The organism is Pseudoalteromonas sp. MIP2626 (assembly GCF_013414205.1).
GTDB lineage: Bacteria > Pseudomonadota > Gammaproteobacteria > Enterobacterales > Alteromonadaceae > Pseudoalteromonas > Pseudoalteromonas nigrifaciens.
Window position 1 is genome coordinate 13,993 of sequence record NZ_JAATTW010000015.1, and the last position, 15,916, is coordinate 29,908.

Consider the following 15,916-nt stretch of genomic DNA (forward strand, 5'->3'; position numbering starts at 1 on the left):
AAAGTCGAACCGCTGTGCTAAGACATTGAGTGAGATACTTTTCTCCCTACTTCACGCTTACTTTGATAATCAATAAAGCACTTCATTTTAAGATAGCTATGCTTTGCATCTTCTTTATCAATTTCAACATCTGCATAACCTTTACCAACAGGGCTTGTTGAACGCCCATTAAGCCAAGCAAGTACTATTGAGCGGTGAATAATGTTCATTCTAACTAATTCCTCAAAAGCGACTGGTGCTAATTTCTCTAAATCTTCTAATGTAATCGGTGTTGGTAGTCTATTTAAATTAATCATTAGCTGCTTCCAGGTGGGTGTATTGTTTAAGTAGGTCTTTGCGCTTTGCTACTAGATCATGAACAAACTGTTTAATTTGCTCATCAGTGTAGCCTGCTATGGTAACGGCAAGTGTTGCGTTTATTTCTTGCTCGTAAAAAGCAACGCCTCGGCTACCTAGTTTTAAAGGTGGTGGGATCAAGCCCTCATTGATTTTATTCTGGCAAAGAGTTTTGCCGCATGCATAGCGTTCTTGGACTTGTGATTTACGGATTAAATTTAAGTTAGTGATCATTAAAAAGCCTCTAATTGCGTTATTGGTTGAGACTTAATTGTGGAGGTTTTGATTAGATTGAGTAAGGGTGATAACTAGGAGGTTAAGTTATCACCCTTTACAAAATATTTTTTATATGCATTAAGGCATACTTTTTCGTCTTGTTTTATTTTTTTACTAACATTTTTAACTGCCAATGCAATATCGCTACTTGTTTCTAGCTCATCATTTACAAACTCAGCAATCCCTTTATCTGAAATAAAACTTGAATTGCCGATCTTCATATAACGATTGGCTTCTTTTGCCTTTTTTTCTTTTAGTTTTTTTACTTTTAAATTTTCTTTTTGCTGGGCTTTATATTGCCCCTCTAAATAATCAGGCGTGCATTTTATTTCAAGTGCCACTGCTTCTATGGCTAAAGCCAGTGTTACCCCCTGATTTCTATGCTCTTGAATTTTAGTCCAATAACATAAACGCCTTTCTATTAATGAAGATTCTTTAGGTCTTCCCCCCTTATTTTTATGAGTTTTGTTTCTATAACCTGAGTAATCTCTTTTAAGTTCAGTCTTATTAAGTATCTCATCTAAACCAAGGTCGAAAACTTTATCTAATAGTGACTCATCTCCACTATCTTTAGCATATTGAATTGCTTTTTCTACGAAACGATGTGCTGGAATTCTTTCGATTGCATTCGAATTTTTATATTTAATTTCAACATAAGAACCGTGTAAGCCCAGCAAATATCTAGCCTCTTGAGATATATTGGAAGTAATCTCTTTGAGTTCAGGTGAATTAATTTTAACCTTAGTTACTTTTTCTATTTCTTTAATATCATTCTCCATATCAAACCACCTTTAATCCCTTAATTCCTGCTAATGAACTACTGCCCTGCGCTGCACTTTCAATGTGTTCAGACCACCAGCACATCATTTTTTTTCTGCGCTCAAAATAGTCTGTTCGGTTATAAGCTCGCCTTACTTCGTTTGTATCTACATGTGCTAAAGCCGCCTCTATTACATCAGGATCAAATCCTTGTGCGTTTAACGTTGTACTAGCTAGTGAGCGTAAACCGTGCGCCACCAACTCACCTTTAAAACCCATCCGTTTGATTGCAGCATTTGCTGTTTGCACGTTGGCATGGCTGCGCGGGTCTCTATCCGCTGGAAATACATATTCGCGATGCTGACTAATAGGTTTCATTACATCAAGTAAAGCGAGTGTTTGCGGGGTTAGCGGTATACGTTGTTCAATGCCCTTTTTCATTTGCTCTGCGGGGATAATCCAAACGCCTGTATTAAAGTCTATATCTTGCCATTTAGCCGTTGCAGCCTCATTTGGGCGCGTCATGGTGTGTAACTGCCATTCTATTAAACAACGTGTTGGCAGCTTGATACTGGCGCGATTTAACGCGCTCATTAGCTCGGGTAGCCTATCAGGGTTAATAGACGGCATAGCTGTTTTTTTCGGTGCTTGAAATGCTTGTCGAATGTTTGTAAGTGGATTAGCCTCAATAAGCCCACAGTTAACCGCATGCACCATTACTTCATTTATACGCTGACATACTCGCTTAACTGTTTCTAAGCTGCCCTTAGCCTCTATGGGGCGCACTAACTCTATTACTTGAAACGCTTTTAATTGGCTTATTGGCTCATTACCAAATGCAGGAAAAGCATGGTTAGTTAATAAATTTAAAGCCGCTTGCGCTGTTTGTGGTTTTATTTCTGTTTTCTTTTTTTCGTACCACATCAAAGCAACTGCTTTAAATGTTTGTAAGTGGGTTTCTTGTGCTTGCTTTTCATCTAGCTGGCGCTGGTGGATAGGGTCGATATTATCAAGCACTAATGCTTTATATTTTTTATGACGGTCGCGGGCTTTAGCAAGGCTAATATCAGGGTATGAGCCAAGCCCCATATTTTTACGTTTTTTTGTAATGGGCGCTGTGTAGTTGTATAACCAAAACTTACCACCACTGGGTTTTATTCGTAATGTTAAGCCGCCACCATCAGTAAGGTTATATTCTTTAGCCTCTGGTTTAGCTGCCTCGACCTGCTTTGCATTAAGTTTGTGAATAGCCATTTGTAACAACGATCCCTATGTAATTTTCCAGTTGTTACGTTTAGTGTTACAACAAATCGCGGTTGTTACAAGTTTTAAACGGTCACTAATGGTTAAACGATAGGCATAAAAAAACCCGCAAGGCTCGAATTAACTAGCGTTGCGGGTCTTTTACGGTTCTTAGCAACGTATCTAAAAACCTTAATTGGTGGAGCTGGGGGGATTTGAACCCCCGTCCGAAAAGCCTCGACCGTCGGTACTACATGCTTAGTATTGTCATTTAATTAACCCTTAAGTCCCGGACAAACACGGTAAATAAAGGCGAGGCCGCTTAGTTTTAACGCTTCAACCCCGGCCAGGGTTTCCATCGCGATCAGGTGTTAGGGTGACACTCCAAAATCTAGTCCACAAGAATACATAGAAGGAGCGCTAGCTGGCCTAAGCCGCTAGAGAGTAGTTATCGTCGTTTGCGATTACTTTAGGTTGCGGCTGTTTAACGAGGCAAACCGCACCTCGACATGCACCTTGGGCTTCTTGAATTCCGTCGAATCCTAATCAGCCCCTGAATTAGTAACTCATTCAGAGCGTACGGCTAGTATAACCGAGTAACATGCTGATACTCAAGGCCCTTCGATGCTTTATTTTTACTTACTAGGCACTATTGTTCATTAAACGGGCAAAACTATACAAACAACCCAAGTAGAATGTTACATTTAGTCAAACTAAGCGAAGGTAAAATTACTCAGACGTTTTAGCATCATCGCTATCACTATCATCTACTTGTAACTCAGTATCGGTGTTTTCTAATGGCGCTAGTGGCCAACCGCCTAGTTGTTGCCAGCGATTCACTATTAAACAATAAAGCTCAGCGGTACGCTCTGTATCGTAAAGTGCTGAGTGTGCTTGGCTATTATCAAATTCAATACCCGCTGCTCTACATGCTTTGGCAAGTACAGTTTGCCCTAAAGCAAGCCCTGCTAACGATGTAGTATCAAAACTTACAAATGGATGGAACGGCGTGCGCTTTATATTATTGCGCTCTATTGCTGCATTTAAAAAACCATGATCGAATGCTGCATTATGCGCAACCACAACTGAACGTTGGCAGCCTGCTGCTTTTTGCGCTTTGCGCACAACTTTGCAAATTTCTTTAATTGCATGCTCTTCAGGCACGGCACCGCGCAGTGCTGAAAATGGATCAATACCATTGAACTCAATGGCTGCTTGTTCAATGTTAGCGTCTGCAAACGGTTCTACATGAAAGTGCACCGTGTGATCTATGCTAAGCAATCCTTCGTCATCCATTTTTAAAACAGATACTGCAATTTCTAATAAAGCGTCGGTATCTTTATTAAACCCGCCAGTTTCAACATCAATTACCACTGGAAAAAAGCCGCGAAAGCGTTTTGCGAAAAGTGTTTGCTCAGTATTTGCCATAGTCTTCTTGGTTTGTAGGTGTAAGCCATCTATTATGTCAAAATTGAGGGCCTTTCGGCTAGGGGATTTATTGATTAATTACAGCTAAAACTATAGGCATGCAATTTGCTTTACAGTTAGAGCTTACTCAGTATTGTTTACTATTAAGTGCTATTACACGGTATTTTGCCAAATTATTGGCAATACTGATTTACTGGAGAATTCCCGATGAAGTTTAAGTTGTTATTTATTAGCCTTGGTATTACCAGCGCACTTTGCAGTTATAGCAGCTATGGTGCTATGCGCCAATACATTGCCGATCAAGACAACTCTAATTGGCAAGTAGTTAAAACCACTCGTTTACAATGCCAGTTAAATCATGAAGTTCCATATTATGGCGAAGCCATATTTAATGTTAATGCAAGTAAAAACAAAGACCTTACTTTTAATTTAGATATGGTTGTTCGCCCTGATAATTACGCTATTGCGGGCTTAAAAGCAGTGCCACCAGCATGGCGTGCCGGTACGCCAGTTCGCGATATAGCTGACATGAAGTTACTTAAAAAGTTTGACGGCGAACTGGGTAATAAAACCGCATGGGAAATGCTCACCGAACTTGAAAAAGGTAATCAGCCTACTTTTTATTATCAAGACTGGCAAAATAGTGCCGATAAAATTGCCGTAGGCATGTCGGGGGTTAATTTTAAACAAGCCTATTGGGCCTTTTTACAATGCCGCGATGAATTATTGCCATATAGCTTTGAAGATATTTCGTTTACGGTAATGAACTATCAGTCTAACAGCAGTAAATTAACTAAATCTTCGCAGCAGCGTTTAGATAAAATTGCTGAATACTTAAAAAATGATCCAAGTATTGAGTCAATTAATATAGCGTCTTATACCGATAGCTATGGCGGTCGATGGAATAACCTAGACCTTTCTAAAACACGCGCTAAAGCAATTAAAGATTATATGATTAGTTTAGGTGTTGATGAAACTAAAGTGCATACCGATGGGTTAGGTGAAAAACGTTTTGTAGACACTAACGATACTATTTTAGGGCGCAACAAAAACCGTAGATTAGTAATTCAAATAGCGAAAATATGATGCTTTAACATCATATTTTTTGCTTATTTCGATTAACTATTTGCTCGCCAAACTGAAACACACCTAAGCTTAGTAAAATAATAACCGCACCACTAATAAGCTCCTTGCTAAGCGGTTCATTATTAAGCCATGCGCCAAGCCCTAATGCAAAACTTGGGGTAATAAGCGTGGTAAGTGCAACAGTACTGGCATTTAAGTTTTGTAATACATGAAAATACGCCAGCGCTCCTAACAATGAGCCAAATACTCCTAAATAACCAATAGCCCATATTGATTTAGCACTCCAATTTTGTATATTTAATTCACCGTCTAGCAGCAACCAAGCAATAAAAAATAAAGGTGTTACAAACACCAGAGCACCAAATGTAGTTGCCATAGGATGAATAGCAATTTTAACCCGCTTGATCATCACTCCACTTAAACTAAAAAAACACACCGCTATAAACACATATAACAAACCAAGCCCCTGAGTTTGCGAGTGCTTAATTTGGTTATAGCTGACAAAATATAATCCGATTAGGGCACATGCAAGTGCGATTAGCTTAATTGCACTAAACTTAGGCTCGTTAAGGAGTTGCTGGGCAAGTAAGCCCGATAAAATAGGCGCTAAGCCAAACATTAATGAAATAATGCCTGAGGGCACTGTTTTAGCCGCCATATAACTAAGTAACATGCCGCCAAAAATACCTATGCTAGAGTAAAATAAAGTAAGTAGGCATTTTTATTCCACGGCACCCTAATGCGCGTAATAGCTATAATTACAGCACCTAAAGTAAGCCCTACCAGCATGCGTAATAAAACCACTAATGTTGGCGATACTGTATCGCTGCTCCACACTATACCTTATGGTGTGGTTGACCATATAAGAACCATTATAAAGTACAATACTTTAATTGGCACATGCCGCTCCTTCGCTATTAACAATAAAACTCAAATAAACTTCAAATAAAATATACGCTTAAAGCACTATTTTAATAGTTAACATTAATAAAAGACGCATTTAAATTACAGTTGTAAATAGAAGATTACACTTTATTTTATTTCTTTTATAACAAAACTATTTAAGTTTTGGTTAACTAGTTATATCTTGCGTACCTCTCAAGATTGATCAGGATCACTAAGTGCTTAAAAATAAAACAATAGGTAGCATGTTAATTGTTGCAGGTACTACCATAGGTGCAGGTATGCTGGCCTTACCGATTGCGTCTGCCGGGCTAGGATTTAGTACTGCATTAACACTAATTGTCGGTTGTTGGTTATTAATGACCTATACTGCACTGCTAATGCTTGAGCTCCATCAGTATGCTCCTCGCGATGCGACGCTAAATACCTTAGCTAAACTTTGGCTTGGCAAACGTGGGCAATATGTAGCTAACTTTTCGGTGATATTTTTATTTTACGCTTTGTGTGCAGCTTATATTGCTGGTGGCGGTGCACAACTTCAAGATCGCATAAACACGGGGTTTAACGTGAGTATTGCACCGCAACTGGCCTCTGTTTTACTGGCGGTTTTAATTGCTGGTGTCGTAACTCTGGGTACCAGTAAGGTCGATAAATTTAATAGAGTGCTGTTTTCAATAAAAATTGTGGTACTTGCCAGCCTGTTTTATATGTTAACGCCTTATGTACATGGCCAACATTTACTTGAAATGCCAGTAGAGCAAGGCTTAATACTCTCGGCTATTCCGGTGGTATTTACCTCATTTGGCTTTCATGGCTCTATTCCTTCAATTGTTAAATACGTAGGATTAGACATAAAAACACTGCGTAAAGTAATGATAGCGGGTGCAACGCTACCGTTAGGTATTTATATTTTTTGGCAAATATTAAGCCAGGGTATTATGAGTCAAAATGATTTGCTCAATAGCCAAGGTTTAAGTGGCTTTGTACAAAGCATGGCGAGCATTGCGCACAACCCAAACGTTGCCACTGCCGTTAAGTTATTTGCTGATCTTGCATTGGCCACTTCATTTTTGGGTGTAAGTTTAGGCTTGTTTGACTTTTTTGCCGACACTTTCAAAAAAGCAGATACAAAAGCGGATCGAATTAAAACGGCATTAATTACCTTTATACCTCCTCTTGGTTTTGCCATATTTTATCCGCAAGGGTTTATTATGGCGCTTGGCTACGCAGCGATTGCCTTAGTGATTTTGGCCGTTTTTTTACCTGTAGCTATGGTTTATAAGCAACGTAAAAGTACACAGAACACAGGTTATAAAGTACGCAGCGGTAATATTGGCTTAGCCATTGCAGCATTATGCGGTTTAACTATTATTAGTGCCCAAGGCCTACAAATGGCCGGATTAATACCCGCAATAGGCTAATTCTAATAACTCCCGAGCTTAATGCTCGGGGCTCAATAAACCGTAGTTACACCCAAGTATTGAGCCAATTTAAACAGCTTAGGGCAATCACTTTTATCCATTAATTTAAAATTTAATCGTTTTGTTACGGGTATGTTCATTTTCGTTACTTATAATGGTGTTAAATATTATTTTATATCGATGGAAAAATTACACATGAATAAATTAGCAGGTTTAGCATTATTAGGTACTTTACTTACATTAACCGCGTGTGAAGATGCCAAAGAGATCAAAGAAGACGCCAAAGACACCGGTGCTCAAGTACAGCAAGAGCTAGATAAAGCGTGGACTAAAGTAAAAGAAACCACTCACGAAATTAAACATGACGAGTCGCTAAATCAGTTATTACAGCAAAGTAAAGCAATGGGTTTAGATATGTACGATGACGGCAAAGAAGTTGCTGTTGATGCGTGGATAAAAAGTAAAGAAACGGCAGGCGAGCTAACCGAAAAAACCAAACAAAAAGCACGTGAAATTGCCGAAGAAATTGAGCAAGCACGTAAAGATCTTAACAAAGATTAATTTTGCCCTACTAATATTAAAAAAGGTAAGCCGCGGCTTACCTTTTTTGTTTAAATGCGTTAGCTAAATTAGTTTACAGCTCGAAGTCTTTTTTGAACTTTAAACCAAATTCACTGCGGTCATTACTGCGCATAACGCCAACAAAACCAGTTTGTTGTAGGCGTCCTACATCGTACACTTCGTTTAATACGTTTTCACCATATAGCGTTACTTCCATATCGCCGTACGGGTTAGTGTAAGAAATATTAAAGCCAACTAACTCACGAGAATCAATTGTTTCGCTATAGTTAAATACTGACTGACCTTGCATTTCACTGCGGTACGAGTAGTTTGCATTAAAAGCCAGAGTGCCACCGTTATTTAAATCCATAAAATATGAAGGCGCAATCATCACAGTCCAGCGTGGTGTTAATGCAGGCGAATCGCCTTTACCAATTCCTTGTACGCCTGCTGCTACTTCACTAATTTCTGAATCTAAGTAACCCACTGCACTGCGAATAGTAAAGTCGTCAGTAATGGCTACTGTTGTTTCAAGCTCAATACCTTGCGCTTTTGATTGACCAGCATTTTCAACGATAGTTACAAAACCACCGCCCGAAGTAGGGTCTGAAAATGGCAGCGCTAAATCTGTGTAGTCAGTTACAAATACAGCCAACATCATAGATACATTTTCGTGTACTTGGCCTTTTAAGCCAATTTCGTAGTTAATTGCTTTTGTTTCATCAAATGATGAAAACTGATCAGGCCCGCCAAATGGACGCGGTGGAAAGCCACCTGTTTGGTAACCTTTTTGAACTTGACCATACACATTCATATTATTACTAAGCTGGTACGAAGCATTTATATCCCATGTCACAGCATCAAAGTCTGCAGATACATATTTACGTTCGGCAAAAGATGGAAAAATCGCATTCGCTTCTTTTTTATCTTTTGAGTAGCGCAGGCCACCACCAATGCTTAAATCGTCGGTTAAATCGTAGCCGGCATTAAAGTAAGCAGCATAAGAGTTGGTTTCTTGATTTATTTCGAAGAAGCCAAAACTGTCAGGCGTATTGTATGGGCTAAATACAAAGTCTTCTGAACGGGTAAAGCCATCTTCATTAAAGAAGTATAAGCCAGATACAAAGTCCATGTTGTCAAACGTTGCGTTTAACTGAACTTCAAATGAGTATTGATCAGCACCACCTTGCTCTGGAAACTCAGATAAATTAAGCGCTGATGCATCATCATCTAAACCACCTTCATACTCAGAGGTACGGTAGCTTGAGATAAACTTACTTGTATAAGTGTCGTTAATTGCCCAATCAGCAGCAAATGAAGTACCCCAACCTGAGTAAGAAGTTGATTCAATACCCGCAACGGTTGTGCCTAAATCATCTGGATTTGCCGGAATTAACTCTGGTGTTAATAATGGGAAATCGCCATTGTTCTGATCATTTGGATCAAGTGGTGCGGTAAGCTCAATTGTATAAGGCGATTGGCCCGATTCGTTATCAACGCCATCTAAAGAAAAAGTAAATGCAAGGTCGCTAGTTGCTTGGTATTTAAATGCAACACGGCCACTAAACTCTTGCTCTTCACCAATTTCCTTTTCTGGGTTAGCTAAATTAACTGCAGTACCCACCCCATCACGCTGCTTGTATGACGCACTTGCCGACATACTTAAATCATCAGTTAATGCGTTATTAAAGTAAATATCGCCTGCTACACGACCGCGGCTACCCACTTTTGCAGTCGTTGTTAAAATGCCTTCATCACCTGGTTGCTTGGTTATTACATTAACCGCGCCACCTAAAGTATTACGGCCATATAAAGTACCTTGAGGGCCACGTAATACTTCTACACGCTCAACATTCGGTAGCGATAAATTTGACCCCATTTGACGGCCTAAATACACACCATCTAAGTAAACCCCAACACCAGGATCGGTAGTAATAACATGATCTTGAAGGCCTATACCGCGAATAAACACAGATGCATGTGCAGAGTTCCCCACGCCATAACGAGTAATATTTAAATTAGGTACATACTTACCAATATCTTCTAAATTACTCATATTGGCTTTATCAATGAGGTTTGCACCAATTGATGTAATTGCGGTTGGAGACTCAAATAAGCTTTCTGTACGTTTACGAGCGGTTACTTCTATTTTTTCAAATGCGTCTTGCTTTGCTGTTGTTTTGGTTTCTTCTGCATTTACTGAGGTAGTGAGTGCAGCAATAATTGCTAAGCTTAACGGTGAGAGGTTGCGTAATTTCAAAAATAATCTCCAAAGGGTATAGGTTTTGTTATGCGTTATATTTTTATAAAATATAAATTGTAGGCATAAAAAAAGATGCGTTGTAGCATCTTTCCTCTGGATGTAAATTATATGATATAAACAAGATGATATGTATCATTTTCTAATATTTTATTAATAAAAACCCTGCCGCGCCACAACTCCTCGCTAATAGTTATTCAGTAAAACGCCATTCACCTTAAATTATTAAAATGAGGAAGTAAATAAACCCACAGAGCCTATTGCGTATACTACAATTAAACAAGCGATTTAAGTTAAATAACAAACGATTTGTACATTACTTCACCATTGATATTAACTGAACTTAGGAATATAGTAGTAATACTTAAGTATATGGAATAAATTTATGGCAATTGAAAATATAACGAATAAACAGATAAAGTGTTTAAATACTTCCGGGTATACTTCTTTATTTTGTGTGGCGACACAATACAATATACTGCTGGTAAATTATCAAGCACTTAACGTTATCACTAACTATGAACTAATTAATCAGTTTATGTTAAAAAATGAGCACCAAGGGCTTGTTATTTTTGACGTGCCTAAAGACAGTGATGTTATTCCATTAAAAGAATGGCCTAACTTAAAGGGCTTATTTTATGCTAATACAGACGAAGCTCTTTTTCACCAAGGGTTAGAAGCGATTAATAAGGGAGAACTTTGGTTTCCTCGCGCAGTTACTGATTGTTGGATGAGGCAAATGCTGGCTAGCGAGCAACAAACAACACTGCAGTCGAATAACCTTACCTGTAAAGAAATTAAAGTTTTAAACTTACTGTTTTCAGGAATGCACTCCAGTGCTATTGCCGATAGCCTGTTTATCAGCGAAGCAACTGTGCGAGTTCATTTACATAAAGTGTATCAAAAAATTGCCGTTAAAAATAAGCAGCAAGCACTTGCATGGTGTCAAAAAAACTTAAACAAAGTTAATAGTTAAGTGGGCTAATTTGAAACCTTATAGTATCTGTATACTCACCAGCGGCTTGCTCTTTAAAGTCAGCTAACTGTATTTTAAGTGGCAATAAAAACACAGTTTGCCCAGCGTATGAAAACGTTTTATTTGTATCTTGACTCAATCCTAACCAATTACCCGCCAAATCTAAATTATAATCTATCGCATATTGTTGCTGATACATACTGTGCACTAACTTACCTTTATTATCAGAGCTAACACGCAGCCGAACATCTGAATTAGTCACTACTTGCAGGCTAGGTAACATAGCGTATTCTTGCAGAGGTATTAACTCTCCTAAGTTAATGATATTTGCAAAAGTATTATAACCAAGCACCGACAGGCTGGTTCTTGGGGCAATATCTGTTTCAATGTCAAGTTGACGCTCATCGAGCAGCTGATTATTTTGATCATAAAGTTTTATTTGCAATCTATCTGTGTATAACCCTGCCTTTACCGGTGTACCCGATGGGATCAAAAGTTCAACTTCAGCCGCTGACTCTACTAGTTGTAAACGACTAATTGATGAGCTGACTAATTGCTGAGTATCGCTGCGAAATTGATAAGCAATACTTTGAAAAGCGCCTTTTAGCTGCGCTTGGTTTTCACTGGTTAGTATAATATGTAGCTGGCACTGTTCGTCATTTATTACATTAATGCGCAGCTGCTTTTTTGCATCTACTTTTTGTAATGCATGGTACTGATCAAAGTCATCAAATAAGTGGTCAATATTATTTAACCTTGCATCACACTGTGCGTAGCTAATATAAGGTAAAAGTAATAAAGCTAAGCCGCTAATAAAGGTAACCGTTTGTTTAGTGTACATAAATCTTTCCTTTTCTTTGTAGTTGCTCACCTTCTTTTACATCTAAAATAAATTGCGATTTTTCGCTATTATTTAATGTCACTTCATAGCTACAAGGGGTAAGCCCAGTTAATGCAAAACGACCCGATTTATTTGTAAAAAACTTATATTGTTTTTCAGTATTATCTGAACATACAGCAACACCCACTTGTAATGCTAACGGCTGTTGTTGTTGATCTAGTAAAGTGGCGATAACCGATATATTTGCAGCAGTACCAATCATTACACTATACCCACTGCGATAAGATGGGAAAAACACCACTAAACCCGCCCCAATATCATACCCAGGCTCCAAATCTTCTACATCTACTGAAATAGCCGAATTATCGTATGAGCTAATATCATGTAATAAAATAGTATCAAAATCTGCATTGTTTGCTCTGTATTGATCTTTGTATTGGCCCAAGGTTATTTTTTTATCTTTTAGGCTCGAGTGGGGTTTAATTAAAGCAAAGCTGTCGTATATAGGCTTACCTATTGCCCAATCATCTTCTGCAAATGCTACGCTGGATGCAAAACTAACCCGACTTTGATGATAAGCTGAACTTGCATTTAATTGCTCATAAAAGCTAGCATGGTCTAAACTAGCTAAAAATCGGTTGCCATTATATTGTGTGTTTAAGTCAAATAATGCTTCATTTTGGTCATTATGTTCAATTCCCGTTCTTAAACTAAAGGCACCTACATAGCGTTGATTAGCATCTTGGGTATACTCTAAACGTGTTTTGTTTCTACGTGATTGGTGAGATAACTTTAAACGTCGATCATTACTAAACTTATAGGTTAAAGAGAGCCTAATTCCCCACTCTGCATTATCTGCTATTTCATCCCATTGAGCGCCTAGGCTATAACGCCAACGGTTGTTACTTAAATCACCAGATAAACTTAACCCTACTGATTTATCAAACTGAGCTTCATTATGTGCTCTTGATAGGTTGGCAAAAAAAGAAGTACGTAAAGTAGGGCTATTAAAAAAGCTATAGTTTGCCTGAATAAAGTGTTCTCGTAGTCGAGCACTACCTTGTAGATCAGGTCGATAGCCTACAGCACGGAAGTTTTCAGTAGAGTACTCATAACCAAAACTAATATCTTGTAGTAATTCACTTCTGTCTGTAAAGCTACTATATACCAATCGGTAAGCGTGTCCTGTTTCGTCGCCAAAACTCACTGCATTTTCAAATGCAAATTGGCCAATATTGGCAGCATAAATACTTTTAAAGCCTGCTTGTTGTATAAATTCATCTGCCTGCGCTGTAAAGCCAATAGTCCAACTAGGCGATACCCCATAATCAAGATAGGTACTTATCAATGGGCTGTCATTATCGTAATTTAGCTGATCGGTTAATGTCGATGGCACTCCAATATGAATCTCATATTCTAGCTGTCCCTCTGCAAATAAATCTAAGCCCGTGGTTACATCAAAATTAACGTATCGTACTACCCCTGCAATATCAGTGATCCGCAAACTTATATTATTACTTCCCTCATTCAACGGTATATCATCTAATGAATATATGCCTGCAGTTAAATTTAATCGCTTTACAATCCTATCGTCAACCAATACTTCTACAGAAGATGGGCTTTCTAAAGTAAAGCTTCTAGAGGCACTGGGTCTTATTGGCCTATCGGATACTAGCGAGAAGTCATGAGCAAGCGAAATTCCCAAAATACGTGATGTAGATTGAAAGTAACTTCCTGAGCTGTAGTTATCGCCTATTGATACACGCATGCCTTTTAACGGTAAGTCATGCACTAAGCGTGTGCCTAAACGTTTAACATTTGATGATGTTGCCTCAACATCTGATAAATACTCAAGTTCATTTTCTACTACCCAGCCCCCCCAATTCATCACCATTTCAGCACGAAAGGCTAGCTGTTTGTCTGTCGTATCTGTATTGTTATTTTGTTGATATAAGTAGCTAGAATACAGGTTAACAAAGCCACTTAAATTAGCCACTTCTGAAGCTTTTAGTCGCCTAGAGTCTGATTTTAAACTTAATGTTTGCGGGCGGGTTAAATTAAGAGGGGCATTTATTTTTAAACTAAAATCGCTTAGGTCAAAGTTAACCACAAAGCCAAACTTTTCTAATGCTTGCTTGCTAAGCAAACCATCAACAACCTTAGCTTTTAATATGGCAAGGCCTTCAGGGTATAACACTTCCTTTAATACTGTTTCAACTTCGTTCCACTTAAGTAATAAATTATCACCTGGCTCCACAGCAAGTGTTACTCTGCCAATATCTGTTTTATTAAGCTCAGCCTCAACACTTAGCTCAATGGTTCGGTTAGATGGATTTATTTTTGCTAGGCTTACTTGAGTGAATACAATTAATAATAAACAAATAAATATACGCATATTTATTACCTCATCAATTCTAAGCGTAAGCTTTTAAAACTATCCTCTTTTATCGATTTTGGTTTAGGTATTTTTATATAGTGGCTACTATTAGGTGCAAAAAACACGTCATACCCTTGTGCCTTTAATTGCTGCTTTAAAATGCGCTCTATTAATACTCCAGAACTTTCATCAGTTAACTTGATCTCATAATCACTTAATCGACTCGCACCTGGGCCTTTATTTATTATATTTACCATAATGTCTGTTCCCTCAATATGAGACTCTCCAATGGCTAAATCTGCTGTTAACTGTGGTTGATCTACATGCACAATTAAGTTCACATTAAGCAGCATGGTCAATTGCGATGTTTTGTCTGCTAAATGAGCGTTTAATGGTTGCTCAATCAAGCTAACTTGGTAACTTTTATCTGTGGTTGGCAGTACTTTATCTAGCCATCTAAATTGAATACGCTGACTTTGCCCTGCTTGTAGCAATAATGACGGCGGAAACACCCACAATGGCGAATCTTCTAACGGCACTAATTGTGGTTCATCTTGTGTAAATTGAATTTCGTATACCTGTATATCAAAGGCAATATCACGTGGTAACTGGTTATGTATTAAACTAGATGCACCATTTGACACGCCATTTGGTGAAAAAGTAACTACCATGGGCGTTACTTCTAAAGCGTAGGCGGGCAAAGCTAACATTACAAATAATAATAAGTAATAATTCAGCAGCCTACACATTAAAACAGCACCTCCAACTCACTTTGCTCTGCATTAAATTGCGCTGGTATTTTTATTGTTACTTCTCGACTTGAGTTAGGTAAAAGCAGCTTTCCACTTAACGCTTTACTTAAGCTTTCTCCTTCAAGCACAAATTTTTCATTATTACCCTTAATTACCCACTGTGCTTGCGATAAGCGAATATATTTATTGCCGGTATTTTCTAATAATACTTTCCACTCACCAGTTGCTGCTTGTGCTTTACTTTTAATCATTAACTTGGCTTCTGCTCCTTGCGGAACCACATTAAGTAACGTTCTAAAGCTCAAGCTCATACCAACACCTGATGTATTATCATCTTGTAAATTAACTTTTACTTGATCAATCATTAAACGATAAGCTTTTGAAGCGGAAAGTACAGGCTCACCAATATACCTAACAATAACTGACTGGCTTTTTCCTGCAGGAATAATAGTTGTCATAGGTATAATTAAAAAGTCATCTTCATTTTCACGTAACGACTCATCTCCTTGATCCGTTATTAATAAATCATATGCTGTAATTTCAATAGTTAAAGGATTTACTGATGTATTTGCTATGCGTATTGTTTGTTGCGATTGGCTCCCCATAGGTTGTACCTCTGCAACCATAGGTTGTACTTGAAAAGACAATGCCGAGTAAGAAGCTGTAAATAAAATAAAAATTATAAATAAACGCATAAA

15 protein-coding genes, 1 other RNA gene and 1 pseudogene are annotated in these 15,916 nt (G+C 38.2%); 5 read left to right on the plus strand and 12 right to left on the minus strand.

The genetic code is table 11. From position 1 onward, the window contains the following. Nucleotides 1-17 precede the first annotated feature (17 nt). The 6 genes from HC000_RS18530 to rnt all read right to left on the minus strand — a co-directional run bounded on the left by HC000_RS18530 (nt 18) and on the right by rnt (nt 4,041). Nucleotides 18-296, minus strand: coding sequence for a hypothetical protein (locus HC000_RS18530; protein ID WP_257025465.1), 279 nt, complete (start codon nt 294-296; stop codon nt 18-20). Continuing rightward, nucleotides 289-570: an AlpA family phage regulatory protein gene (locus HC000_RS08565; protein WP_179807436.1), complete on the minus strand. Its 282-nt coding sequence runs from the start codon at nt 568-570 to the stop codon at nt 289-291. Before HC000_RS08565 ends, HC000_RS18530 begins: the two co-directional genes overlap by 8 nt. A gap of 74 nt (nt 571-644) precedes the next feature. Further along, on the minus strand, nt 645-1,391 hold the full coding sequence (locus tag HC000_RS08570) for a hypothetical protein (RefSeq protein WP_179807437.1): 747 nt from the start codon (nt 1,389-1,391) through the stop codon (nt 645-647). Between the two features lies 1 nt (nt 1,392). Continuing rightward, nucleotides 1,393-2,625, minus strand: coding sequence for an integrase domain-containing protein (locus HC000_RS08575; RefSeq protein WP_179807438.1), 1,233 nt, complete (start codon nt 2,623-2,625; stop codon nt 1,393-1,395). A 185-nt stretch (nt 2,626-2,810) separates the two neighbouring features. Then, nucleotides 2,811-3,167, minus strand: a transfer-messenger RNA (tmRNA) gene (gene ssrA, locus HC000_RS08580). 175 nt (nt 3,168-3,342) lie between these two features. After that, nucleotides 3,343-4,041, minus strand: a complete 699-nt coding sequence (gene rnt / locus HC000_RS08585; RefSeq protein ID WP_179807439.1) for a ribonuclease T — start codon at nt 4,039-4,041, stop codon at nt 3,343-3,345. A gap of 207 nt (nt 4,042-4,248) precedes the next feature. Between rnt and HC000_RS08590 the strand changes: the two genes are divergently transcribed. Beyond that, the gene (locus tag HC000_RS08590) at nt 4,249-5,127 is read left to right on the plus strand and encodes an OmpA family protein (RefSeq protein ID WP_086998494.1); all 879 of its coding nucleotides are present in this window, start codon (nt 4,249-4,251) and stop codon (nt 5,125-5,127) included. Between the two features lie 10 nt (nt 5,128-5,137). Here the strand turns inward: HC000_RS08590 and HC000_RS08595 are convergent. After that, nucleotides 5,138-5,967, minus strand: a pseudogene (locus tag HC000_RS08595) (DMT family transporter). On the opposite strand from HC000_RS08595, the gene HC000_RS18675 reads away from it, so the two are divergent. The 3 genes from HC000_RS18675 to HC000_RS08610 all read left to right on the plus strand — a co-directional run bounded on the left by HC000_RS18675 (nt 5,867) and on the right by HC000_RS08610 (nt 8,012). Then, nucleotides 5,867-6,076: a hypothetical protein gene (locus tag HC000_RS18675; RefSeq protein WP_179807425.1), complete on the plus strand. Its 210-nt coding sequence runs from the start codon at nt 5,867-5,869 to the stop codon at nt 6,074-6,076. The pseudogene HC000_RS08595 and the gene HC000_RS18675 sit on opposite strands and share 101 nt — an antisense overlap. A gap of 172 nt (nt 6,077-6,248) precedes the next feature. After that, nucleotides 6,249-7,451, plus strand: coding sequence for an aromatic amino acid transport family protein (locus tag HC000_RS08605; protein ID WP_080516816.1), 1,203 nt, complete (start codon nt 6,249-6,251; stop codon nt 7,449-7,451). A gap of 195 nt (nt 7,452-7,646) precedes the next feature. Then, nucleotides 7,647-8,012 carry a hypothetical protein gene (locus HC000_RS08610; protein ID WP_041454510.1) on the plus strand — a complete coding sequence of 122 codons (366 nt, stop codon included), beginning with the start codon at nt 7,647-7,649 and terminating at the stop codon, nt 8,010-8,012. A gap of 73 nt (nt 8,013-8,085) precedes the next feature. Here HC000_RS08610 and HC000_RS08615 read toward each other — a convergent pair whose 3' ends face one another. Then, nucleotides 8,086-10,272 carry a TonB-dependent receptor gene (locus HC000_RS08615; protein ID WP_089368579.1) on the minus strand — a complete coding sequence of 729 codons (2,187 nt, stop codon included), beginning with the start codon at nt 10,270-10,272 and terminating at the stop codon, nt 8,086-8,088. Nucleotides 10,273-10,657: 385 nt separating this feature from the next. Between HC000_RS08615 and HC000_RS08620 the strand changes: the two genes are divergently transcribed. After that, on the plus strand, nt 10,658-11,248 hold the full coding sequence (locus HC000_RS08620; RefSeq protein ID WP_011328777.1) for a LuxR C-terminal-related transcriptional regulator: 591 nt from the start codon (nt 10,658-10,660) through the stop codon (nt 11,246-11,248). Here the strand turns inward: HC000_RS08620 and HC000_RS08625 are convergent. Genes HC000_RS08625 through HC000_RS08640 form a run of 4 tightly spaced genes read right to left on the minus strand, consistent with a single transcriptional unit; the run spans nt 11,238 to nt 15,913 of the window. Then, nucleotides 11,238-12,089: a hypothetical protein gene (locus HC000_RS08625; protein ID WP_179807440.1), complete on the minus strand. Its 852-nt coding sequence runs from the start codon at nt 12,087-12,089 to the stop codon at nt 11,238-11,240. The genes HC000_RS08620 and HC000_RS08625 overlap by 11 nt on opposite strands. Further along, complete coding sequence (locus HC000_RS08630; RefSeq protein WP_179807441.1) at nt 12,079-14,484, minus strand: fimbria/pilus outer membrane usher protein; 2,406 nt, start codon at nt 14,482-14,484, stop codon at nt 12,079-12,081. The genes HC000_RS08625 and HC000_RS08630 overlap by 11 nt, the downstream gene beginning before the upstream one ends. 5 nt (nt 14,485-14,489) lie before the next feature. Further along, nucleotides 14,490-15,215, minus strand: a complete 726-nt coding sequence (locus tag HC000_RS08635) for a hypothetical protein (RefSeq protein WP_257025467.1) — start codon at nt 15,213-15,215, stop codon at nt 14,490-14,492. Next, nucleotides 15,215-15,913, minus strand: a complete 699-nt coding sequence (locus tag HC000_RS08640) for a fimbria/pilus periplasmic chaperone (RefSeq protein ID WP_179807442.1) — start codon at nt 15,911-15,913, stop codon at nt 15,215-15,217. The genes HC000_RS08635 and HC000_RS08640 overlap by 1 nt, the downstream gene beginning before the upstream one ends. Nucleotides 15,914-15,916 lie beyond the last annotated feature (3 nt).